General features: G+C 69.0%; 18 protein-coding genes. 7 read left to right on the top strand and 11 right to left on the bottom strand.

Going from position 1 to position 22,797, the window contains the following annotated elements:
* Nucleotides 1-17 precede the first annotated feature (17 nt).
* Nucleotides 18-503 (bottom strand): MarR family winged helix-turn-helix transcriptional regulator, encoded by a 486-nt coding sequence (locus OG496_RS52610; protein ID WP_405976103.1) that lies wholly within the window; start codon nucleotides 501-503, stop codon nucleotides 18-20.
* A gap of 154 nt (nucleotides 504-657) precedes the next feature.
* On the opposite strand from OG496_RS52610, the gene wrbA reads away from it, so the two are divergent.
* Entirely contained in the window at nucleotides 658-1,260 is a 603-nt protein-coding gene (gene wrbA / locus OG496_RS52605; protein ID WP_366495904.1) for an NAD(P)H:quinone oxidoreductase, read from the top strand.
* 438 nt (nucleotides 1,261-1,698) lie between these two features.
* On the top strand, nucleotides 1,699-2,943 hold the full coding sequence (locus tag OG496_RS52600; RefSeq protein ID WP_405976102.1) for a cytochrome P450: 1,245 nt from the start codon (nucleotides 1,699-1,701) through the stop codon (nucleotides 2,941-2,943).
* A gap of 6 nt (nucleotides 2,944-2,949) precedes the next feature.
* On the opposite strand, the gene OG496_RS52595 is transcribed toward OG496_RS52600, so the two are convergent.
* From OG496_RS52595 to OG496_RS52575, 5 genes are all read right to left on the bottom strand, one after another.
* On the bottom strand, nucleotides 2,950-5,133 hold the full coding sequence (locus OG496_RS52595; RefSeq protein ID WP_405976101.1) for an alpha-galactosidase: 2,184 nt from the start codon (nucleotides 5,131-5,133) through the stop codon (nucleotides 2,950-2,952).
* Nucleotides 5,134-5,209: 76 nt separating this feature from the next.
* Nucleotides 5,210-6,559, bottom strand: coding sequence for an ABC transporter substrate-binding protein (locus tag OG496_RS52590; RefSeq protein WP_405976100.1), 1,350 nt, complete (start codon nucleotides 6,557-6,559; stop codon nucleotides 5,210-5,212).
* Between the two features lie 59 nt (nucleotides 6,560-6,618).
* On the bottom strand, nucleotides 6,619-7,557 hold the full coding sequence (locus OG496_RS52585; protein WP_399391067.1) for a carbohydrate ABC transporter permease: 939 nt from the start codon (nucleotides 7,555-7,557) through the stop codon (nucleotides 6,619-6,621).
* Nucleotides 7,558-7,571: 14 nt separating this feature from the next.
* On the bottom strand, nucleotides 7,572-8,585 hold the full coding sequence (locus tag OG496_RS52580) for a sugar ABC transporter permease (RefSeq protein WP_366495909.1): 1,014 nt from the start codon (nucleotides 8,583-8,585) through the stop codon (nucleotides 7,572-7,574).
* A 52-nt stretch (nucleotides 8,586-8,637) separates the two neighbouring features.
* Nucleotides 8,638-10,728, bottom strand: a complete 2,091-nt coding sequence (locus tag OG496_RS52575) for a fibronectin type III domain-containing protein (RefSeq protein WP_405976099.1) — start codon at nucleotides 10,726-10,728, stop codon at nucleotides 8,638-8,640.
* Nucleotides 10,729-11,133: 405 nt separating this feature from the next.
* Here OG496_RS52575 and OG496_RS52570 point away from each other — a divergent pair, with 405 nt between their 5' ends.
* Entirely contained in the window at nucleotides 11,134-12,285 is a 1,152-nt protein-coding gene (locus OG496_RS52570) for an ROK family transcriptional regulator (protein ID WP_366495911.1), read from the top strand.
* A 61-nt stretch (nucleotides 12,286-12,346) separates the two neighbouring features.
* Nucleotides 12,347-14,677: a glycosyl hydrolase family 95 catalytic domain-containing protein gene (locus OG496_RS52565; protein WP_405976098.1), complete on the top strand. Its 2,331-nt coding sequence runs from the start codon at nucleotides 12,347-12,349 to the stop codon at nucleotides 14,675-14,677.
* Nucleotides 14,678-14,698: 21 nt separating this feature from the next.
* On the opposite strand, the gene OG496_RS52560 is transcribed toward OG496_RS52565, so the two are convergent.
* Together OG496_RS52560 and OG496_RS52555 are read right to left on the bottom strand one after the other, a co-directional pair.
* Nucleotides 14,699-15,457, bottom strand: a complete 759-nt coding sequence (locus OG496_RS52560) for an SDR family NAD(P)-dependent oxidoreductase (protein ID WP_405976097.1) — start codon at nucleotides 15,455-15,457, stop codon at nucleotides 14,699-14,701.
* Between the two features lie 33 nt (nucleotides 15,458-15,490).
* The gene (locus tag OG496_RS52555; RefSeq protein ID WP_365302876.1) at nucleotides 15,491-16,693 is read right to left on the bottom strand and encodes a mandelate racemase/muconate lactonizing enzyme family protein; all 1,203 of its coding nucleotides are present in this window, start codon (nucleotides 16,691-16,693) and stop codon (nucleotides 15,491-15,493) included.
* Nucleotides 16,694-16,830: 137 nt separating this feature from the next.
* On the opposite strand from OG496_RS52555, the gene OG496_RS52550 reads away from it, so the two are divergent.
* The 3 genes from OG496_RS52550 to OG496_RS52540 all read left to right on the top strand — a co-directional run bounded on the left by OG496_RS52550 (nucleotide 16,831) and on the right by OG496_RS52540 (nucleotide 20,443).
* Nucleotides 16,831-17,763 carry a LysR family transcriptional regulator gene (locus OG496_RS52550; protein ID WP_366495914.1) on the top strand — a complete coding sequence of 311 codons (933 nt, stop codon included), beginning with the start codon at nucleotides 16,831-16,833 and terminating at the stop codon, nucleotides 17,761-17,763.
* Between the two features lie 116 nt (nucleotides 17,764-17,879).
* Nucleotides 17,880-18,758 carry an SMP-30/gluconolactonase/LRE family protein gene (locus tag OG496_RS52545; RefSeq protein WP_405976096.1) on the top strand — a complete coding sequence of 293 codons (879 nt, stop codon included), beginning with the start codon at nucleotides 17,880-17,882 and terminating at the stop codon, nucleotides 18,756-18,758.
* A 203-nt stretch (nucleotides 18,759-18,961) separates the two neighbouring features.
* Nucleotides 18,962-20,443, top strand: coding sequence for a UxaA family hydrolase (locus OG496_RS52540; protein WP_405976095.1), 1,482 nt, complete (start codon nucleotides 18,962-18,964; stop codon nucleotides 20,441-20,443).
* A gap of 3 nt (nucleotides 20,444-20,446) precedes the next feature.
* On the opposite strand, the gene OG496_RS52535 is transcribed toward OG496_RS52540, so the two are convergent.
* The 3 genes from OG496_RS52535 to OG496_RS52525 form a co-directional block, all read right to left on the bottom strand.
* Nucleotides 20,447-21,061 carry a DinB family protein gene (locus tag OG496_RS52535; RefSeq protein ID WP_405976094.1) on the bottom strand — a complete coding sequence of 205 codons (615 nt, stop codon included), beginning with the start codon at nucleotides 21,059-21,061 and terminating at the stop codon, nucleotides 20,447-20,449.
* Between the two features lie 90 nt (nucleotides 21,062-21,151).
* Nucleotides 21,152-22,060, bottom strand: coding sequence for a GlxA family transcriptional regulator (locus tag OG496_RS52530; protein WP_405976093.1), 909 nt, complete (start codon nucleotides 22,058-22,060; stop codon nucleotides 21,152-21,154).
* A 10-nt stretch (nucleotides 22,061-22,070) separates the two neighbouring features.
* On the bottom strand, nucleotides 22,071-22,670 hold the full coding sequence (locus OG496_RS52525) for an isochorismatase family protein (RefSeq protein ID WP_405976092.1): 600 nt from the start codon (nucleotides 22,668-22,670) through the stop codon (nucleotides 22,071-22,073).
* Nucleotides 22,671-22,797 lie beyond the last annotated feature (127 nt).

The raw sequence follows: 22,797 nt of genomic DNA, 5'->3' as shown, positions 1-22,797 counted from the left end.
ACCCGTCCCGGCTTGGGTCACGTGACTGCTTCTCCGAACACGGACGTCGCCCTGCGGCCCTCGGCCACCGCCTCCAGCTCCCCGGCCAGCCGCTGCATCAGGGCGGGGTCGAGCTGGTCCAGGACACGTCGGCGCGCACTGGACAGATGGGCCGGACAGGCGCCCAGCAGCCGTTGCCGACCGGCTTCCGTAAGGACGGCCACGCTCCCCCGGGCGTCCGTCGCGTGCGGTCGTTTGACCACCAGCCCGTGCCCCCGAAGCGTCTCCACGACCCGGGTGACACGGCTCGCGGACAGGGCCGTGGCGGCGGCCAGATCGGTCATGCGCATACGGTCACCGTCCGCCTCGGAGAGTCGCATCAGCACGATGTACTGGCTGAGCGACAGGCCCGTGGAGCACAGCAGATCCTCGTCGAGCGCCCGGGGCAGCGCCACGAGCAGTCTCTGCAGGGAGCGCCAAAGGCGGTCCTCCGCGCTGGTCAGCGGTTCTGGTACGGGAGCCATTCTCTTCCCCTCCCTCCCGAAGCTGTAGGAATACTCAAGCACAACCATTACTTGCTTGACAAAGCATTTTCGAGCGAGTGAAGATACTTGCCAGAGCAAGCACTAGCGCACCAGCCGGGCCGTTCCGCGCGACGGCAAACGAGAGGAACTCCCCATGTCCCCCAAGATCGCAGTCATCTACTACTCGTCGACCGGCACCGTGCACGAGCTGGCGGAGTCCGTGGCGGACGGCGCCCGCAAGGAGGGCGCGGAGGTACGACTCCTGCGCGTGTCCGAGCTCGCCCCCGAGGAGGCCATCGCCGCCAACGACGCGTGGTCGGCGCATGCCGCGGCCACCAAGGACATCCCGGTGGCGACCGGCGCCGACATCGAGTGGGCCGACGCCGTGATCTTCGGCAGCCCGACCCGGTTCGGCAACATCGCCAGCCAGCTGAAGCAGTTCATCGACACCCTCGGCGGGCTGTGGGCACAGGGCAAGCTGGCCGACAAGATCTACAGCGGCTTCACGGCCACCGCCACGGCACACGGCGGCCAGGAGTCCACGCTGCTGGCCCTCTACAACTCCGTCCACCACTTCGGCGGCATCATCGTCACCCCGGGCTACACCGACCCGGTGAAGTTCGCCGACGGCAACCCGTACGGCACCAGTCATGTCAACGGCCAGGGAGCGATCCCGGTCGACGACACGGCCCGAGCCGCCGCCGTGTACCAGGGCAAGCGCGTGGCCGCGGTCACCGCGCGGTTCAAGGACGCGTAGGGGAAAGGTAGTTGAGCGCCAGGCTCAGGGTCTTCGTGGCCCGGATCCACGCCGCTCATGCTTCGCCCCGGCGCGCCGGCCACTCCTTCTCGTAGCCCGGTTCGGGCAACACCTGACCACCTTCCACAGCGGACGGGGCCGGTCTGGCCTTCGACTCCTGTGTCAGGGTTCCCTGCGCCGCGGTGCAGGTGCAGACGGGCATGTCGGCTCCTCGCGGACCGGGGCGCGTCCAACGGGCGGGTTTCGCCGGCGTCACGGTCTCTCCTGCCATGCGGTCACGACTTCCGTCATCCGACGGGGGCCGTGACCGCAACCACCAACCGGCCGGATCTCCACGGCAGTTGCCCCTCCCCCGACCGACCCCGGCACGCCTTGACACACCCTCCCTCCGACGTAATGCTTGCCGACGAAAGCAATAACTTCGGGTGGGAGACCGCGATGACCACAAGCACCCCGGACGACAAGGGCGGCCCGCTGCGGGCGGTACTGGAAGGCGTCGCGTTCCAGGCGGATCCGCACGCGGTGCTGCGGCAGTTGACGGACTCCGGAGCCGCCCATCGTTGCGAACCGGACGGTGCGCCCCCGCAGTTGCTGGTCACGGGATACGACGCGGCACGCCAAGTGCTCACCGATCCCCGCGTGTCCAAGCGGAGCGAACGCGCGGGGCTGGAGCCGGGCTGGCTGATGAGCGGTGTCCGCGACGAGGTCGGGATCGACTACATGCTGACCGTGGACCCACCCGACCACACCCGCCTTCGCAAACTGGTGACACGCGCCTTCACTCCACAGCAGATCGAGTTCCTACGGCCCCGCACGCAGGAGCTCGCGGGCCGCTTCGCCGACGATGTACTCGCCCTGGAGGCACCGGAGTTGGTCGACGGCTTCGCTGCCCGCGTCCCCATCGCCGTGATCTGCGAACTGCTCGGCGTGCCGCTGGACGACTGGGACAGGTTCCGCTGGGCATCGGAGCAGATCGTGTCCCCGGTCGCCGGCAGTGACCGTGAGGAGGCGTACGTCTGGATGAGCGGGTATCTGGCGGAGCTGATCGCGGCCAAGCGGGCCGACCCCGGACAGGACCTGCTGAGCGCGCTGGCAAACGACACCGTCGAGGACCGGCTCTCCGACCCGGAGTTGGTCGGTATGGCCTTCCTCCTCCTGATCGCCGGGTACGAGACGACCGCCAACCTCATCGGGGCCGTACTCCTCGGACTCGCCCAACAGCCGGACCTGTTCAAGGCGTTGCGGGCCGACCCCTCGCTCGTGCCCGCGACGGTGGAGGAGTTCCTCCGTCTGGACGGGCCGGTGCTCACGGCGACCGAGCGCTTCGCCACCGAGGACATGCGGGTGGGTGAAGTACCCGTGCGCCGGGGCGACATGCTGCTGGTGTCCCTCGCCGCGGCCGACCGGGACCCGGCCCGTTTCGAGGAGCCGGACTCCTTCCGCCTCGGACGCTCGGCCGGCCATGTCGCCTTCGGGCACGGCGTCCACCACTGTCTGGGGGCGCCGTTGGCCAGGATGGAGGCCACGGTCGCGATCACCGCGATGCTGGAACGCGTCGAGAGTCTGCAACTGGCCGTGGACGCCGCCGACTTGGAGTGGACGGCGGGCCTGCTGATGCACGGAGTGCGGCGGCTTCCCGTGTCGGTCGTGGCCGCCGGGAACTCCAACTCGCCTCTGTGCTGAGCGACTTCAGTCCTGGCGACGGACCTCGATGAGGAGTGCCTGCTCGGGGTTGAGGGTGGGCATGGGCAGGCCTGCGGTGGCCAGCACCGAGCCGGACAGGGTCAGCCAGTCCTCCTGCGCGGCCGTCAACCACGCGGGCGACGCGATCTGGTGGAAGGACGGCAGGCCGAGTTCGGTGCGCACCCGGAGTTGGTAGCGAGCGTCGGGACTCAGACCAGGGAAACGCGTCCGACCCGACTGTCCTTCGGGCGAAGTGGCCAGCCTCGCCCAGGAGTACAGCGCCCTTGAGCCGTCGTAGGCAACAACTCCGTGCAGTACCCGAGCCTCGTCCTCCAGGTCGGCACGCACCGTACGACCGCTGTGCAGGAGCGGGCGCAGTTCGCGGTAGAGGGCGCTCCAGGCGGTCAGCCTGGTCAACTCCTGCTCCGAACACTCGGCGAGGTCCTGCTCGATGCCCGCGTGGCCGAAGAGGGCCGTGATCAGGCGGAACGTGTCGGAGGTGACGCGTCCGGTGGTGTGGCTGCGGGCGGCGCCGACATGGGTGCCGACGAGTTCGGGTGGGAGGAGTTGGACGGTCCAGCTCTGGATCGACTGCCGTTCCACGGGGTCGTTGCAGTCCGAGGGCCACACGCGGTCGGTGCGGTCGAGGACGCCCAGGTCGACCCGGCCGCCGCCGCTCGCGCAGCTCTCGATCTCCAGTCCGGGGTGACGTTGCCTGACCGCGTCCAGCAGCCGGTACAGGGCCTCGACCTGAGCATGGCCTCCGGGACGATCGCCCAAAGCGCGTACGGCTTCGAGGAGTTCGCGGTTGTGGTCCCACTTGAGGAAGGCGATGTCGTAGCTCCCGACGAGCGCGTCCAGTGACTTCAGCAGATAGTCGAAGACCTCGGGGCGGGAGAGGTCCAGGACGTGCTGATGGCGGGCGGTCGGGCCGAGGCCGGCGGCGGGACCGAGGATCCAGTCGGGGTGGGTGCGCGCCAGGTGGGAGTCGAGGTTGACCATCTCGGGCTCCACCCAGAGGCCGAAGTCCATGCCCAGCGACCGGACATGGTCGGCGAGCGGGCTGAGCCCGTCGGGCCAGACGGTCGGGTCGGCGAGCCAGTCGCCGAGGCCCGCGGTGTCGGCGCGGCGCCCGCTGAACCAGCCGTCGTCGAGCACGAACCGCTCGACCCCCACCGCGGCGGCCCGCTCGGCCAAGGCGCGCAGCCGGTCGAGGTCGTGGTCGAAGTAGACGCCTTCCCAGCTGTTGAGCACCAAGGGACGGGGACCGCGCGGGTGTTGGGGTCGTGCGCGCAGATGGTGGTGGAAGCGGTTGGCGATGCCGTCCAGGCCGTTCGGCGACCAGGCGAAGTGGCAGCGCGGGGTGCGGTAGGTGTCGCCGGGTGCCAGGCGGATCTCGCCCGCGCGGAGGAGTTCGCCACCGCCGAGCGCGGAGGCGTGGACGCCTGCTCCTTCCGGGAGTTGCTCGACGAGGTAGCGCTGGTCGCCGCTCCACGCGACGTGAACGGCCCACACCTCGCCGGTGCCGAATCCGAAGCCGGGTACGCCCACCGTCAGGAGGTGCGGCGAGTCGACGCCTGGTTTTCCGCGGCGTACGTCACGCACGTGGGCGCCGTGGTGCAGCGGGTGGCGTTGCGGGGAGCGTTCCCGGCTCCACTTCCCGGTGAAGTCCAGGATCTCGGTGGCCCGGCGCGGCAGGGGCAGCAAAGTCAGCGCGCCGGCGAGGTCGTAGGGCGTCGAATCGGCGCTGTCCGCGCGGGAGATGACGGCGTCGGCGGTGAGGATGCCGTGGGCGTCCAGGGTGTAGGTGAGACTGATGTCCAGTGCGGATGCCGCGTCGGTGAGGTGCAGTTCGAGTACGCCGCCGCCGTCGGGGTTCGTGTGGTGGGTGGACCCGGTGAGGGTCGGGCGGGGCGCCGTGGCGGTGCCTGCCTGGTGGCCGTGGTGGGCCGGGGTGCCGGACCAGCCGTCGGCCTCGGTGGGCCAGACGGTGAAGCGGCGTGGGATGTCGGGGGCGTTGTTGAGGATCGCGGGTTCGGCGGTCAGGCTCAGGGCGGTCAGGTCGTCGGGGGTGAGGTCGCCCAGGTCGGCTCCCCAGTGCAGGACTCGGGGCACCGGTTCGGTGAGTTCCACGGCGAGGCAGGTGCCGGCCGCGCGCAGGCTGACGATGCGCGAGGGGGTCGCGGGCATGCAGTCTCTTTTCGGGGAGGGCGGCGGGACGCGCCGTAGGGGACGCGTCCGGCCGCGGGGCGCCAGGGGGCGGCTGTTACTTCTGGGTGAGGATGCTCTTGGTCTTGGACTGCATGTCGGCGAAGACACTGTCGTTCTTCTGGCCGCCGAAGTAGCCCTCGATCAGCGGCTCGATCGCGTCCTGCAGGGCCGCGCCGTTGCGGAAGTCCGGTGACGGGTAGAGCTCCTTGTTCTTGAGCATGTCGGTGAAGACCGAGAGGTCGACGCCCTGCGCCTTGAGGGCCTTGGCGGAGGCGTCCATCGAGGCGGGGATGGACGGGAAGAAGGTGCCGGTCGCCGACGCCTTGGTCTGACAGGCCTCGGAGCCCATGTAGGAGACCCACTTCCACGCCAGGTCGGGGTTCTTGGTGCCCGCCCAGATGGTGTTGCCGTTGGAGTTGCTGAAGACGGCACGGGTCTTGTTGTCGGGGCCCAGGACCGTGGGGGCGATACCGACCTTGATGTCGGGGATCTTGGCGAAGGTGGACGCCGTCCACGAACCGCCCGTCTCCATCGCGACCTTGCCCGAGGACAACAGGTCTACGTCGGACACCGTGTTGGTGAACGTGCCGATCTTGGGGGCGTATCCCTTCGTGACCAGGGTGCGGATCCAGTCCATGGTCTTCACCAGGCGCGGGTCGTCGTAGTTCAACTGGGTGGGCCAGTTGGCCTTGTTGCCGAGCCGCCAGCCCGTCGTGGAGACGAAGGAACTCCAGGTCGTCTGGCCCAGGAAGTCCTTGGCGGCCAGCTGACCGAAGCCGTACGTCTTGATGTTCGCCTTGTCGAATCCCGGCTGGTCACCTCGTCGGCCCTTCGAGTCGACGGTCAGATGGGCGATCATCTTGCCGATCGTGCCGCCGTTGTCGGGGTTCCAGTTGAGGTTCTGGACGTCCTTGGTGGTGTAGCCGGCCTTGGTGAGCATGTCGGTGTTGTAGTAGAGGCCGGTGGCCGCCCAGTCCAGGGGCAGGCCGTACTGGTGGCCGTCGGTGTACTTCCACGAGTCGACGCCGACGGAGAACCTCGACAGGTCGAACTTGTCCTTCTTGATGTAGTCGTCCAGCGACAGGAGTTGGTGCTGGTCGGCGTACTGCGGGAAGAACTGGACGCTGTTCTGGAACGCGTCGGGAGCCTTGCCGGCGACGAAGCCGGCGGTGAGTTTGGTGAAGTAGTCGGTGACGCCGTACTGGGAGATCTTCACCGTGACGCCGGGGTTGGCCTTCTCGAAGTCCGTGGCGCAGACCTTGTACGCGGCCGCCTGCTTGTCGTCCCAGGTCCACCAGTTGAGGGTCGAAGAACCGGAGCTGCTGCTGGAGTTGGAGGAGCAGGCGGACACGAGGGCCGTCAGAGTGAGCGCGGCTCCGAGTGCCACGGCCTTGCGAACTCTCATGGTTCCTTCTTTCGCTGGTCACTTGAGGCTTTCGCCGGTCGCTGGAGGCTTTTCGCCGGTCACTTGAGGCCGGAGAAGCCGATGGAGTTGACGATGCGTTTACCGAAGGCGAGGAAGAGCAGCAGCATCGGCAGCGCCGCGATGAGGGCGGCGGCCATCAACCCCGCCCAGTCGGGGGCGGCTTGGGGCGAGGACTGCTTGAAGACGCCGAGGGCGAGGGTGAGGGGCTGGACGCTCTGGTCGTTGGCGATCAGCAGCGGCCAGAAGTAGTCGTTCCAGGCGTTGACGAACATCAGCAGCGACACGGTGGCGATCGGCGCGGACGTCATCGGCAGGATGATCCGGAAGAAGATCCGCAGCGGTCCCGCGCCGTCGATGATGGCGGCCTCCTCGACCTCACTGCTGAGGCCGAGCATGAACTGCCGTAGGAAGAACAGGGTGAAGGCCTGGAAGAGGCCGCCGGGGAGGATGAGTCCGGCAAAGGTGTCGGTGAGTCCGAGGTCCTTCACGAGGACGAAGTTGGGCAGCAGGGTGAACACGCTGGGCACCATGAGGGCGCTGATCAGGATGTTGAACACCAGGTCGCGGCCCCGCCAGTGCAGCCGGGAGAACGCGTAGGCGGCGGCCGCCGAGATCAGCACGATCATCGCCGTCTGTACGGACGCGTAGATCACCGAGTTGCGCAGGTAGAGCGCGAAGTCGAGGGAGGCGCCGGAGCCGCCCTGGGCCTGGGCCGACGCGGTGGAGGCGATGCCCAGGGCCCGCTCGAAGGCGCCCCAGGTGAAGCCGACCGGCAGCAGCGAGGACGGGTGGGTCGCCAGCTTGTAGTTGTTGGACAGCGCGGTGCGCAGGATCCAGTAGAACGGGAAGAGCGTGACGAGGACGATGACACCGAGGTAGGTCCAGGCGACGACCCTGCCGGGTGCGAACCTGCGGGCGGTGTTCCGCGCCGGGCGGCGCGGGGCGGCCGCCGGGCCGGGTGCGATGGTGACAGCCATGAGGGCGGCCTCCTTCAGTTCAGGTCGGATTCGTTGGCGCGGGCGAGCCGCAGCTGGGTGAAGGTGACCGCGATGAGCAGGGCGAACAGGGCGAGCGACATGGTGGCGGCGTAGCCGAAGTCGAACTGCCGGAAGGCCTTGTCGTAGATGTACATCTGCAGCACGTTCGAGGCGTTGGCCGGGCCGCCCTTGGTGGTGACCTGCACGATGTCGAACACCTGGAAGGAGTTGATCACCGTCAGGACGACCACCATGACGAGGATCGGCCGCAGCAGGGGCACCGTGAGCCGGCGGAACATCTGCGTCTCGCTCGCGCCGTCGACCCGGCCGGCCTCGTAGATGGTCGACGGGATGGTCTGCAGGCCGGCGAAGATCAGCAGGGCGTAGTAGCCCATCCACTTCCAGACGCTGATCGCCGCGAGGGAGGGGATCGCCCAACCGCCGCTGCCGAAGAACAGGATGGAGTGGCCGGTCAGGTGTTTGAGGGCGATGTTGACGATGCCCAGGGTCGGGTCGAGCATCCACTGCCACACCAGGGCGGCGATGACGTTGGAGATCAGGAACGGCAGCAGGATCACGCCGCGCAGGACCGACGACCGGGTCACCCGGTGCAGCACGACCGCGGTCACGAGGGAGATCGCCGTGCCGAAGACGACGGACAGGAGGACGAAGTAGACGGTGACGAGGAGCGAGTGCCAGAAGACGTCGTCCCCGAACAGCTCCCGGAAGTTGGCCAGTCCGACCCACTGCGGTGGGCTCAGGACGTGGAAGTCGGTGAAGCTGAGGTAGATGCCGCGCAGGGTCGGATAGGCGTAGAAGGTCGCGAAGCCGACGACGGCGGGCAGGATGAGCAGCAGGGCGACCGGCAGGTCCCGGCGTCGCGCGGCGGCCGACCTCGTGGCGGTGGCGCGCCGTGTCTTCCTGGTCGGGCCCTTGCCCGGTGAGGTGGCCGTGGTGGCCACCGCGCCCGGTTCACCGGACCGCGGTTTCACCGGCGTTGCGTGGTTGCCCTGTGATGTGACCACCACAGCACCCTCCTTCGTGCGTTGCGTGTCCAACTGGTGGAGCATCGGGCGTGGTTCAGACGGTGATCTTGTCGATGTCGGGTGCGTAGTCGGTGGCGTTGCCGAAGCGGAGGGTGTTGTCCCCGGCCTTCAGCGGCACGGGGACGGTGAGCGACTGCGGGGCACCCCAGTCGTTGTCGTTGGTGCCAGGCACCGGGATCTGGAGCGTGGTGTCGCCAACGGTGAGGTCGATGACGCGACTTGAGTCGCCGTCCACGTAGTCCAGCTTCAGCAGATACGTGCCGTCCTTCGGCGCGCTGACGTGGTTGACGGCCACTTCCCCGCCGCCGAGGTTGCCGACCTTCTGTCCGCCGGAGCAGCCGTCACAGCCCGCAACGGTGGCGTTGCCGGTGAGGGTGTTGCCGGGGGCCTCGGCCTCGTAGGCGGTGGGTCCGCCGGACGCGGGCGTGGTGACTTCAACTGCCTTGCTGGGCGCCGACGTTCGGCCCTTGGCGTCGCGGGCGACGACGGTGAAGGTGTGGGCGTCGGCCGCGCTCAGCCCCGTGACGGTGGCTGCGGTGCCGGTACTGGTGGTCACCGGCCGGCCGTCGGCGTAGACGGTGTAGCGGGTGACGGGCGAGGTGCCGGTGTTGGCCTTGTCCCAGGCCAGCGAGACGCTCGTCGCGGTGGCGGCGGTGCCGTGCACGCCCAGCGGAGTACCGGGGTCGGCGCCCTGCCGGTTCGGCGTGAAGGTGAAGAGCCGCGAGCCGTGCGCCGGCAGGTTCTCCGTCAGGTGCCCGGAGACGCCGCCGAGGTTCTTGTGCTGCCACAGGTCACGGACCGCGGCCGTTCCGCTGATGCCGAGGTCGGCGAAGTCAGCGGTGACATCTGCGGCTTGGGAGCCCAGGTTGAACAGCGCGACGGTGTAACTGCCGTCGGGATTACGGGCGTACCAGGTCTGCTGGTTCGTGGTCTGGCTGACGGGACGTGCCGGATGACCTGCCTGGTCCACGGCGATGACCTCGTCGTTGGTGAGCAACTTCAGCCCGTACGCGTCGAGTTTGGTGAGGTCGTCACCCGAGTACAGCGGCGCCGACTCGATGGCCCACAGCGTCGTGTAGCTCTGCCGCTCGGCCTCGGTGAGGCCGTCCATGGCGCCGACTCCGACGTTCAGGGAGTCGAGGTTGTTCCAGTGTCCGGGTCCGGCGTCGTCGATCCACTGCACGACGTCGTTCCAGCGGACCTTCAGGGAGTTGTTCCACGTCACGAGCGTGTCGCAGTAGCACTCGACGTCGGTGTCGATCCGCCAGCCGTTGGAGTTGGCCTTCCAGGTCGCCGCCTGGGTGTGGCTCAGTGACCAGGACAGCGTCAACTGGACGGGCCGGCCGGTCTGTTGGAGTGCGGTGTGCCAGGCCTTTACGTCCGAGGTGTTGTCGTGGTCCGCACCGCCTTGAAAGGAGCCCGGGCCCACGCCGTCGACCTTGAGGAAGTCCACGCCGTAGCCCGCCAGTTGGTCGGCGAGGGAGTCGATGTACTTCTGCGAGCAGGGGTTGGCGAAGTCCATCTTGTAGGCGGAGTTCCACCCGTTGGTCTTGCGCAGGTCGGGATAGACGATGTCGGAGGTGGTGCATCCGGGGGCGTTGTGGATCGCGGTCGTCCCGTCGCCGTACGCGGCTGGGTCGAGGCCGACTGCCAGGTACAGCCCGAACTTGAGGCCCTTGTGGTGGAGGTAGTCGCCCAGGGACTTCATGCCGTGCGGGAAGGTGGTGGCGTTCGGCTTCGGGCGGGCGTACTCGTCGAAGCCGTTCACCCACCCCGCGTCCACGTTGATGTACTCGTAGCCATGGGACTTGAGCTTCGAGGCGACCACGTCGGCCTGCTGCTTGACGTGCGCCTCGGTGAGCCAGCTGACCCCGCCGTAGCCGGGATAGCTGGTGGCCTCCAGGCTCCAACTGCTCCAGCCCATGTACGGCTTTGCGGCGAGGACGTCTTGCTGGTGGCCCGCGCTCGTCGGCGCCGGGGTGGAGTCCGCCGCCGACGCGGCGGTGGGTGCCGCGAGGGACACCACGAGTGCGGTGGCGGCCAGGACGGGCAGGTGCCGGAGGCGCGCACCGCCCGCACGGAGTCTGTGGCGTACGGCGGATACGGGTCCTGCTGGACGAGCCATGTGTTTACTCCATCTCGGCGCGAAAAGGCACGGCGGGGCCCTGGGAAGGACCGGAAGGTGCCCCTTGCACGGTCAGCCGCATGGGGAATTGGTGAGTGGGCGTTCGGATCCGCCCAAGTGGCCGTAAGGCAACGCCCGTTGGAGAGCGCGGCCCGCGATGACTTGGGCGGCCGGTCGAGGAGGAAACCGGCCGCCACCTGCGTCGGTGGACGTCCCATCCACCTGTCGTGAGGTGCCGCGAATGTAGTCAGGCTTTTCTTCCAGCGTCAACATATTGCGCAGCGCGAATCATCGACATTCGTGGAAGGAATGGACCGGGATTCGGGCGATGAGTGCAGAAGACGGGCACAGGACGCCGAGACCCTTCTTCTATCTTCTTTTCCAATGGAAATGTATGGTCGCCGCATGACGCTCGCCGATCAGCCACCCGCGGCCGCTCTGCTCTTTCAGACCCTCCTCGCCCACGGCCCGCTCACACGCGCCGAGATCGGGCGCCGTACCGGTCTGTCGCCCGGCGCGGTCACCAAGGTCGCCACTCCCCTGCTGACCGACGGCTGGATCAACGAGCTGGGCCGCTCGACCGAGCGCACCCAGGGCCGGCCGGCCACCCTCATCGCGGTGCGTGGCGAGCGCGCCCGCTTCGTGGGCGTGAAGATCACCGGTGACGAACTCATCGGCACGCTCACCGACTTGACCGCACGACCCCTGGCCACCGCGCGGGCCGTTCTCGGTTCGCGTGACGTCGGTACGGTCGTCCTGGCCGTCGCCCGGCTGGTCGACCAGTTGAACGCGAAGGCGGCGCCACACGCACCGGGTGCGCTCCACGGCATCGGCGTCACGATCTCGGGAGACGTCGACGGCCACACGGGAACCGTCCAGTACTCCCCCTTCCTGAACTGGCGCCGCGTCCCGCTGGCCCAACTCGTGCAGTCCGCAACGGACTTGCCGACCGTCATCGAGAACGACGTCCGTGCCCTGACCGTCGCGGAACAGTGGTTCGGCGTCGGGGTCGGGCTGTCGTCCTTCGCGCTGGTCACCGTCGGCGCGGGCATCGGCTGCGGCATCTCCATCGGCGGCCGGGTCGTCTCCGGTGCGCACGGCGTGTCGGGAGAGGTCGGCCACCTTCCCGTGGGCGGCACCGACCGGGTGTGCACCTGCGGCAACACCGGTTGCGTCGAAGCGGTCGCCTCCACCCAGGCCATCACGGAACAGGCCCGCCGGGCGACGGGCGACCCGGCCCTGACGATGGACGGCGCGGTCCGCCTCGCCCATGCCGGCAACGCCGACGTCCGCGCGGTCTTCGCCCGGGCGGGCCACGCCCTGGGCCTGGCCCTTGCGTCCGTGGCCAACCTCATCGGCCCGGAACGCATCATCATCTCCGGTGAGGGCGTGGCCACTTACGACCTCTACGAGGACCAGATCCGCACCACCTTCGCAGCCCGGGCCTTCGGCGCCGCGGCCGACTGCGACCTCGTCGTCAGACCCCTCCCCTTCGAGGAATGGGCCCGCGGAGGCGCCGCCGTAGCCGCGCAGCACGTCTTCGCCCCCGCCAAGTAGCCAGCTGCACAGCCGAGTTCGACTTGAGCCGCCCCTTCACACCGTCACGAAAGCGCATGCCATGCTGAAGGCTTTCTCCGACCAGAACCTCCGTGATGTCCGCGTCCCACCCGGAACGCTCCGCTACGACCGCCCCGCCACCCGCTGGTTCGAAGCCCTCCCCATCGGCAACGGCCGCCTGGGCGGCATGGTCTACGGCGGCACCGACCGGGAACGGATCCAGCTCTCCGAGTCGACCGCGTGGTCGGGCGGCCCCTCCGCAACGGACTTGAGCCCGACCGCTCGTCAGCAGGTCCCGCGCATCCGCGAACTCCTCTTCGCGGGCGACTACGCCGAGGCGCAACGGCTCGCCGCCGAGCATCTCCCGGGCAGAGCACCGTCGTTCGGCACCAACCTGCCCCTGCCCGAAGTACAACTCGCCTTCCCTGACGGGGTTCCGGCCAACGACTACCGGCGGACGCTGAACCTGGACACGGGCCTGGTCACGGTCACCTACGCACAGGGCGAAGTCCGGTTCACCCGCGAGGTGTTCGCCACCAACCCGCACGGCCTGATCGCGATCCGGCTCACCGCGGACCGGCCCGGATCGCTGGCCTTCACCCTCGCGATTCGGGACGGCGTACTCCCCGGGACCACCACAACAGCCGACTCGGCCGTCACCTTCAACGGCCACGCGTACGAGAGCCTGCACAGCGACGGACAGCAGGGTGTCGCGCTGGAGATCCGCGCCCACCTCGAAGCCGAGGGCGGCACCGTCCACCGCACGGGCGATGCGCTTCGTCTGGAAAGCGCCGACAGCGCGGTCGTCTACGTCGTCGTAGGAACGAACTGGGCAGGAGCGGACCCCCAAGTGCGCGCGGAATCGCTGTTGTCCGCAGGCCTGGAGGCCGGTTACGAGGCGGTCCGGGCGGCGCACATCGCGGACCATCGGGCGCTGATGCGACGGGTCTCCCTGGATCTCGGTTCGGCGCCATCCGAACTCACCGCTCTGCCCACCGACGCCCGTCGCGAGCGGCTCGCCTCCGGGAAGGCCGATGACGAACTGATAGCGCTCTACTTCCAGTTCGGCCGTTACCTGACGATGGCCGGTTCCCGGGCCAACTCCCCTCTGCCGCTTGCCTTGCAGGGTCTGTGGAACGACGGTCTGGCGAGCAGCGCGCCCTGGACGAACGACTTCCACCTGGACATCAACACCCAACAGAACTACTGGGCCGCCGAGTCGACCAATCTGGCCGAGTGCCACGAGCCGCTGTTCGGACTGTTGGAGAACCTGGCGGACCAAGGCCGGGCGACCGCCGGGGAGTTGTACGGCGCGCCAGGCTGGGTCGCGCACACGGTGACCAACGCGTGGGGGTACACGGCACCCGGTTCCGGCATCGGCTGGGGCATGAACGTGACCGGCGGGGCCTGGCTCGCGCTCCAGTTGTGGGAGCACTTCGAGTACGGGCGGGACGAGACGTTCCTCCGGGAGCGCGCGTATCCGGTCCTGCGCGGGGCCGCCGAGTTTCTCCTCGGCTACGCGGTAGAGGAGCCGGAGCACGGTCTGCTCGTCACGGGACCGTCGGAGTCGCCGGAGAACTGGTATCTCGCGCCCGACGGCAGCCGGTGTTCGGTGTCCATGGGCGCCACCGCGGACCGGGTGTTCATGGAGGCCGTGCTGAGGATCTGCGCGGAGAGTGCCGAACTGCTCGGTGTCGACGCCGACTTGAGGACCAGGATCGCCGCCGCGCGCCGCCGACTGCCGCCGCTCCGGATCGGGCGGCACGGGCAGGTGCAGGAGTGGCTGCACGACTACGACGAGGCCGAGCCGAGCCATCGGCACACCTCGCATCTCAGCGCGCTGTTCCCGGAGCGCCAGATCAGTCCACAAGAGACACCGGACCTCGCGCGCGCCGCCGAGGTCACGATCGAACGCAGGCAACAGGCCCCGGGCTGGGAGCAGACCGAGTGGGTCGAGGCCAACTTCACCGTCTACTACGCCCGTCTCCTCAACGGCGACGCGGCCCTGCAGCACCTCACCAGCCTCATCGCGGACGCCAGTGAGGCGAACCTGATGACGTTCTCCGCCGGCGGGGTGGCGGGCGCGGCGCAGAACATCTACTCCTTCGACGGCAACTCCGGCGGCACGGCGGGGATCGCCGAGATGCTGCTCCAGTCCGACGGCCGGAACGTGGAACTGCTTCCCGCGCTGCCCGCCGACTGGCCGGATGGAAGTGTGTGCGGACTGCGGGCCCGGGGCGGTCTCACCGTGGATATCCGTTGGCGCGACGGGGAGTTGACCGCCGCTTCGATCCGGGCGTCACGGGCTGCGGACGTACAACTGCGCTACGGCGCCGACGTCCTCGACGTGCACCTCGCCGAGGGAGAGACGCTTGCCCTCGGCGTCGGCTGAGGGCAGGCGCCGGTGACCGCGTCACTGAGCGATCTGGCCGCCGTCGACGAGGAGGGTCTGCCCGGTCATGGCGGTCGCGTCGAGCGCCACGAACGCGACGGCGGACGCGATCTCCTCGGCCTCCAGCAGGCGGCCCATCGGGATCTGGCCGATCCACTGCGTCATCCGCTGGGGGTCGTCCATCCCGACCGTGTCGAGGATGGGGGTGCGGGTCCGGCCCGGCGCGACGGCGTTGACCCGCACTCCGTACTGCGCCCACTCGACGCCGAGGGATCTCGCCAGCTGGGAGACCCCGGCTTTCGCGACGTCGTAGGCGACGTGGTACTCGGGGTTGGAGCCGATGAAGGCGGCGATGGAGGAGATGTTCACGATCGAGCCGGACCGTCGGCGCACGAAGTGCCGGCCGAACTCGCGGCAGGCCACGAAGGTGCCGGTCAGGTCGACGTCGAGGACGCGGTACCAGACCTCGTCCGTCACGTCGAGGGCGTCGTCCTCGTGGGCGATTCCGGCGTTGTTGACCAGGACGTCGACGCGGTCGAAGCGTCGTACGACCTCTCCCGCCACCCCCGCCACGGCCCGGGCGTCGGACACGTCGAGGGGCAGGAACTCACCGCCCACCTCCTTGGCGACGGCGGTGCCGGTCTCGGTGTTGCGGTCGGTGACGACGACCCGTACGCCACGGGCGGCGAGGGCCACGGCGATGGCGCGCCCGATGCCCTGGCCCGCGCCGGTGACGACGGCCACACGCTCCTCGGTGTCCTTCAGAGGCGACTCGGTCATCTCGGTCCTTCCGTCGATGGATGGGCGGTGGTCTCAGAGGGTCCTGGTCGAGCCCGCTCCGGGGATCTGCCACCGCACCCGCGCGGCCGGATCGATCGCCGTCGAGGCGCCGGGACCGTGCGGACGCTCCATGAGCCCCTCGCGTACGACGCTGCGCTCGACGAAGGCTTCCTGCGTCCAGGGGATGAACTCGACGAGGGGCGGCACCTCCGACAGGACGGTGCCCACCAGGTGCTGGTGCACCTGCATCATGTCGCCGGCGTGCGGCGCGAACCGCAGGCCCCGTGCCGCCGCGTGCGCCGCGATCTGCAGGAACTCGGTGACGCCGCCGACCCGGGTGACGTCGGCCTGGACGACGCGGATGGCGTCGGCGGCCATGAAGGAGGCGAACTGGTGGTAGGAGTAGATGCTTTCGCCGGCCGCCACGTCCAGCCGTGTCGACGACTGGAGGCGGGCGTGGGCCTGGAGGTCGTCGGCGTGGACCGGCTCCTCGACCCAGTCCATGGCCGCTTCCTCCAGGACCGGCATGATCTGGTTCGCCGTCGACAGGTCCCAGCGCTGGTTGGCGTCGCACATCAGGGTCACGTCGTCGCCGAGGGCCCGGCGGACCGCGCGTACGCGTCGGGCGTCCTCGCGCCAGTCGGAGCGCCCCACCTTGATCTTCACCCGGGACCAGCCGTGGTCGACCAACGAGGTGAGATCCCGGACCAGTTCGGAGTCGGTGAGGTTGAGCCAGCCGCCGTCGGTGTTGTACGCCTCGACGCTCTCCTGCGTGCCGCCGAGCAACCGCCACAGGGGCATCCCGGCCCGCTGTGCGGCGAGGTCCCACAGGGCGATGTCGACCATCGCGAGCGCCATGTGGACGACACCGGCCCGGCCGATCCAGTGCGTGGGCAGCCAGTACAGGCGCTTCCAGGTGCCGAGGATGTCCTCCGACGAGGTGTCCAGGAGGGCGTCGGCGTAGTAGGAGAGGATCACGTCGGAGAGGAGTTCGGGAGCGCAGTGCACACCGGAGATCCCCGTCCCGACCAGGCCGTCGGCGGTGCGGATCTCGACCACGGGCACCGTCCAGTGCGCCATGGCGGCCGTGGAGTCGGCGATGGGCCGCTTCAGGGGCACGGCGAGGGCGTAGGTCTCCACGGAGGTGATCACGGCACCGTCGTCGCCGCGCAGAAGGTCCGCTCCATGCGCGGACAGCAGCCCGCGGGCGGTGCCGAAAGAAGTCTGATCGGTCATTGTCCAAGTCGGCCATGGTCGCCGGAACTCGTCAACAGCGAAATACGAATACACATGATCTGCCGCGCAGATGACATGCCGACAGCGGGAATTCCCGGCCGACAGCGGTCCGGCCGCGAGGAGAGGAGGTTCGGTCAATGACGCTCGAACTGGCCTGGTTGCGTACCTGGGTCGAGGTCGTGGATACCGGCGGTTTCACCAGAGCGGCCGAAAAGCTGCATTTGTCGCAACCTCGCGTCTCGGCGCACATCGCGAATCTGGAACGCGAACTCGGCTGTCTGCTCATCGAACGCCGTATCCGACCGCTCACCCTCACCGACGACGGACGTGCTCTCCTGGCGCGGGCGCGGTCGGTTCTCGCCGCCGCCGACGAATTGGTCACCGCGCGCCAGACCGACCGGGGCGACATCTCCGGAACCGTCACGGTCGCGAGTTTCGCCAGCGGGAGTTCGGAATTCCTCCCGGCGGTCATCACGGCACTGCAGAAGGAGCATCCGCGGATCCGGGTGGCGGTCCTGGACGGCGACGCGGGCTTCATCGAGGCGGCGCTGTCAGAGCGCCGGGTCTCGGTGGCCCTGCGCCCGGTCCGGCCCGAACCCCACGACCACGGCTTCACCATGCGCCCGTTGTGGCGGGAACCCTTCGTCATGCTCGCCCCGACCGGCCATCCGCTGCTCAAGAAGAGCGAGATCGAACTCGCGGACTTCGCGGACCAACGCGTCATCACGATCGGCGACCCTCTCGCCAATACGGTCGTCGGATACGAGGCCGAGGTCGAATTGAGCATCAAGGACCTGGTCGCACCCTCCGGAACCGTCTCCCATCAGCCGACCACTCTCGGTGCCATGGTCCGCGCCGGACACGGAATCGGCATCATCAACTATCTGGGCGCGGTGATGATCCTGCGCGAGGGAATGGAAATGCGCCCCATTCAGCATCTCAACCGCTATCGGGACGTGGGAATCTGGTGGCACTCCGAACGACCGCTGGGCGCGGCCGCACAAGCATTCATCCGAGCGGTGATAAAGGCGCCGAGGCCCGAAGGCACGACCGCCGTTCCACCGGTGTGACTCGGCCCGGGCCCATTCGCGGAACGAATCCCCCACATCCGTTAATCGACGTTGACGATCACGAGTGACCCGGGCGAGGTTGAGAGAAAACAAGGGGCAGAACGAAGGGAGTCGCGATGGCTGATGTCCGCACGTACACGAATCTCGATGTGGCGGTACGCAATGACACGTCGGACGTGGGTGAGGGGCCGGTGTTCGATCCTCGCACCGGGCATCTCCTCTGGGTCGACATCTACGGCCGCAAGATTTTTCAAGACAGCCTGTCCACAGGGCGACAGACCGTCACGGACGTCGGCACGATGATCGGCGCGGTAGCACCGCGCGCGACAGACGACGGTTTCGCCGTCGCGGTGGCGGACGGCTTCGGCTACGTCACCGGCGAAAGGCTGACCCTGGTCGACCCGGTCCTCCCCGAGCCGAACCTGCGCATGAACGACGGCAAGGTGGACTCCCTCGGCAGGTTCTGGGCCGGCAGCAACGACATGGAGTTCGCACCGGGCCAGGGCCGACTGCACCGCTGGGACGGCGACGGCCCGAGCGTCGTCGTCGCGGACGGGCTCGTCCTGCCGAACGGGCTCGGCTGGAACGCCGAGGACACCGTCATGTACCTCGCCGACAGCTACGCCAACCTCCTGTACCGCGCGGACTTCCACCCCGAGCCGGGAGAGCTCGGCCGCCTGGAGGTGCTGACCAAGACCGAGGGAGTCGGCGTCCCAGACGGCCTCGCCGTCGACGTCGAGGGCTGCTTCTGGGTGGCCATGCACGGCGGACGCGAAGTCCGCCGCTACGACCCGACGGGCCGCGTCGTCGGGCTCGTACCGGTGCCCGTGCTCCAGCCCACCAGTTGCGCCTTCGGTGCGGACGGCCGCCTGTTCATCACCTCCGCCCGAAACGGCCTCTCCGCCGAGGAGTTGACCAACTCCCCGCTGTCCGGCTCCGTGTTCGTCGTCGAGACCGGGACGGAGGGGGTCCCTGTCCGGCCGTTCCGCGCCTGACCCGACTGACTTTCCGACCCAACTCCCCTTGGGGCACCGCGCATTCGTATTCCGGATGACGGACCATCGATAACCGTCTTTCCCCTGTGGGGTGTTGGCGTCCTACGGTCGATCACGTGAACCGTGAACGTCGTGACTCAGAGGGACCGGGACCGGGTCCAGGACCGGCGGCAACCATCAGGCCGCTGGTGCCTCGTCCCGGCGTGGACGACATAGGACTGCTCCTCGGCGATGTGCCGCGCGGAACCCTCCTCGAACTCGCCGACGGCACGACCCCGGCCGCCGAGGACATCGCAGCCGGACACAAGGTCGCGTTGCGCGACATCCCCAAGGGCGCACCGGTCCGCAAGTACGGCGAGGTCATCGGCGTGGCCCTGGCCGACATCCCGGCAGGCGGACACGTCCACGTGCACAACCTGGGAGTCGGCCCCTGGGAGGAGCCGACCGCGAGCCCGTCGCCGACCCGCACGCGACCGACCGCCGTCTCCCCCACCCGCGACCACTTCCTCGGATACCGCAGGCCCGACGGACGCGCGGCCACCCGGAACTACATCGTCGTGGTCCCGACCGTGAACTGCTCCGCCACGGTTGCCCGGATGATCGCCCTGCGCGCCGACGAGCGCCACAAGGGAACACCGGGCCTCGACGGCGTCATCGCGCTCCCGCACGACCTCGGCTGCGGAATGGCGGAGGGCACTGCCGGGGACGCCATCCTGCGACGAACACTTCGCGGTTACCTCGGCCACGCCAACGTCGCGGGCGCCCTCCTGATCAGCCTCGGCTGCGAGGTGAACCAGCCGGAGAACATCGTCGGCGACAGCAACACCACGGGCACGGAGATGCTCACCATCCAGCAACTCGGCGGCACAGCAGCCACGTTGAACACAGCGCTCGACCGCATCGAGGACCTGGTCGCGCGCATCACGCAAGCCCACCGCGTACCGATCCCGCTCGCCGAACTCACCCTCGGCCTCCAATGCGGCGGCAGCGACGCCTACTCCGGCCTGACCGCCAACCCCACGCTAGGCGTGGCGGCCGACCTGCTCGTCGCGGCCGGCGGCAAGGTCGTACTCGGCGAGACCCCGGAGATCTACGGCGCCCACCACCTCCTACGGGACAGGGCATCGACCCCGGAGGCAGCGGCCCGCATCGACCAACTCATCGCCTGGTGGCAGGAGTACACGGCAACCAACGGCGCGACTCTCGACAACAATCCGTCCCGCGGAAACCGGGCCGGCGGCATCACGACCATCTGGGAGAAGTCCCTCGGCGCCGTACTCAAGTCCGGGACGAGTCCGCTGAACGACGTCATCGACTACGCGGAGCCGGTCACCGCGCCAGGCCTCACCTTCATGGACACCCCCGGCTACGACCCGGTGTCGGCCACCGGCATGGTCGCCGGCGGTGCCAACCTGCTCGCCTTCACCACCGGACGCGGTTCGCTGTTCGGCTCCCGGCCCGTCCCCTGCCTGAAGATCAGCACCACCAGCGGGCTCTACGAGCGGATGCGCGGCGACATCGACTTCGACGCCGGGCCCGCGATGAGCCACACCGATCAACTCACGTACGGCACGGCCCTGTTCGAGGCCCTCGTGGACATGACATCCGGCACCAAGAGCAAGTCCGAGGCCCTCGGGTTCGGGACGGAGGAGATCGTCCCCTGGCGCATGGGAGCGGTCCTGTGACGATCAACCACGCTCTCGGTACAAATCACGCAGCATGGCGATCTCGGCACCGTGGTGCAGCACTTCCTGGTTGACCCACCACACGATGTCGATGAACGGCTCCTCCGCGTCGCTGCCGTGCGGATAGGTGCAGTACCCCACGGTGTCGAGCGCGGCCTCGTCGGCACTCACCAGCGCCTCCCGCCAGGCACCCGCACCGGTGTCAAAGGCATCGACCGCACCGACGGCATCACCGCTGACGGAGAAGTCGTCACGGGTCAACGAGCGACTGCCGGCCGTGTGGTCGGCGCGCAGGGTCAGCAGCTCGGTGAGGTGGCTCAGCCGCCACGCGATGGTGGTGAAGGGCGGGGGCCAGGGGTGCGGATAGGCGGCGGCATCGCGCCCCCAATCACCCTGTCCCGTCAAGGCAGTTGCCCGCGTTCCCGGGCCGTCCGTCCACCGTCGCACCGACCAGCAGTCCGGCACCGGCTCCCAGAAGTACTCCGCGTCGGTCATGGGCCCGACCCGGGTGTCCGTGCCGTCGCCGCTGTCCATGACGGGCCCAGTCATACGGCTGGAGAGGCGTTCGCACGCGAAGTCGAACTGGTCGAGCAGCGGAGCCAGACGGGGTGGGATCACGGGTCACTCCTGAGGCAAGCCGGTCGGGCTTCGATACGGCGGTCTGCCGACCCGGCAACCTAACAGCGCGCCCGTCCCGCCGCCTCCCCATTACGGGGTGCGGGCCCGCAGTCGGCGCAGCATCCGTGGGTCCTCGAAGCCGACCGAGCGGGCGGCGGCGTCGATCGTGGCGCCGTGACTGATGAGGTGCTCGGCGCGTTCGAGGCGCAGGGTCTGCTGGTAGCGCAGCGGGGTGAGCCCGGTGGCCCGGCTGAAGAGGCGGGTCAGGGTGCGCTCGCTGACGCCGACCGCCGAAGCGAGGGCGGGCAGTGGAAGCGCCTCGTCGAAGCGGGTGTCGATGAGGTCCTGGGCGCGGTGCACCGTGTCGTCGAGGTGGGACCGGTGCCGGAGCATGGCGCTGGTCTGCGGCTCGTGGCCGTTGCGGCGGGCGTAGACGACCATGTCCCGGGCGATCTGCGCGGCTACGGCGGGGCCGTGCCGGGTGGCGACGATGTGCAGGGCGAGGTCGATGCCGCTGGCGATACCCGCCGAGGTGATGACTCGGTCGTCGGTGGTGAACAGGACGTCTCGGACGACCGTCGCCTTCGGGTGGCGCAGGGCGAGTTCGTCCTGGACGTCGTGATGGGTGGTGCAGTGGCGGCCGTCGAGGAGTCCGGCCCGGCCGAGCGCGTCGGCTCCGGCACAGACACTGGCGACCGTCCCGCCCCGGGCGTTGTGATCCCGGAGGACACGCAGAGCCGTAGCACCGATAGCGGGTGCGTCGGCCAGAGTGACGGCACGCCACCCCGGCACCACGATCAGGTCCTCGGGGCCCAGCTCGGGCCAGTCGAGCCCGGCCGCCAGCGGCAGCCCCTGAGCGCTGGTGACCTGGGGCTGCTCGGCGACGTAGGAGAGCGTGTACGGGTGCCCGAAGTCGGCCGCCGTGGAGAAGACCTGCGCGGGGCCGGCCAGGTCCAGCAGGTGGACTCCGGGTACCAGGAAGAAGACGACGTGGCTCACGATCCGGTCATCATGCCTGATGTGCGGCGGCGGCCTCCAGTTCGTCGACCGTCGCGATGGTGGCGAAGCGGCCGGCGAGGGCGTATTCGGTGCGCCGGATGACCTCGTCGGCGGGGAGTGTGCGCGGGTCGGCCAGGAGTTCGGCAACGGTCTGGTCGGCCGGGGCGTCGCGGTGCGGGATGGGGTTCGTGGCGGTCGCGTCGGTGACGAAGGTGACCTGGTAGCCGAAGTCGCTCGCGACCCGGGTGGTGGTCTCGACGCACTGCTCGGTGCGGATGCCGCAGACGGTGATCTCGCGGACTCCGTGCTCGGTGAGGAGCTGCTGCAGGTTGGTGGTGGTGAAGGCGTTGTGCGAGGTCTTATGGAGGAGCGGTTCGCCATCCGCGCGCTCCAGTCCGTCGATGAGCCGCACGTGGCCGAGGGCCGGGTCGAAGACGTCGCCGCTGCCGGGCTCGGAGTGCAGCACCCACACCACGAGGTCACCGGCCCGGCGGGCGAGCTGGACCAGACGGTTCGCCTGTTCGGCGATCTTCGGGTCGGAGATGGTCTCCCACAGCGGGCGGGCGCGGAAGGATTCCTGGACGTCGATGACGATCAGTGCTCGGGTCATGCCCCAAGACTGCGCCGTGCGGGCGGGCCGGCGACAGGCCACATCGGGTCCGGGAGCGGACCGATCCGGTCACCGGGTTGAGCGGCCTGCCGCCGTACTGACTGCCTCAGCTCCGGTCACCGGGGTG

Origin of the sequence: Streptomyces sp. NBC_00988, from assembly GCF_045162645.1 — a bacterium.
Classification (GTDB): domain Bacteria; phylum Actinomycetota; class Actinomycetes; order Streptomycetales; family Streptomycetaceae; genus Streptomyces.
The sequence above is the reverse complement of the archived record's forward strand: the minus strand, read 5'-3'. Positions and strand labels throughout refer to the sequence as shown.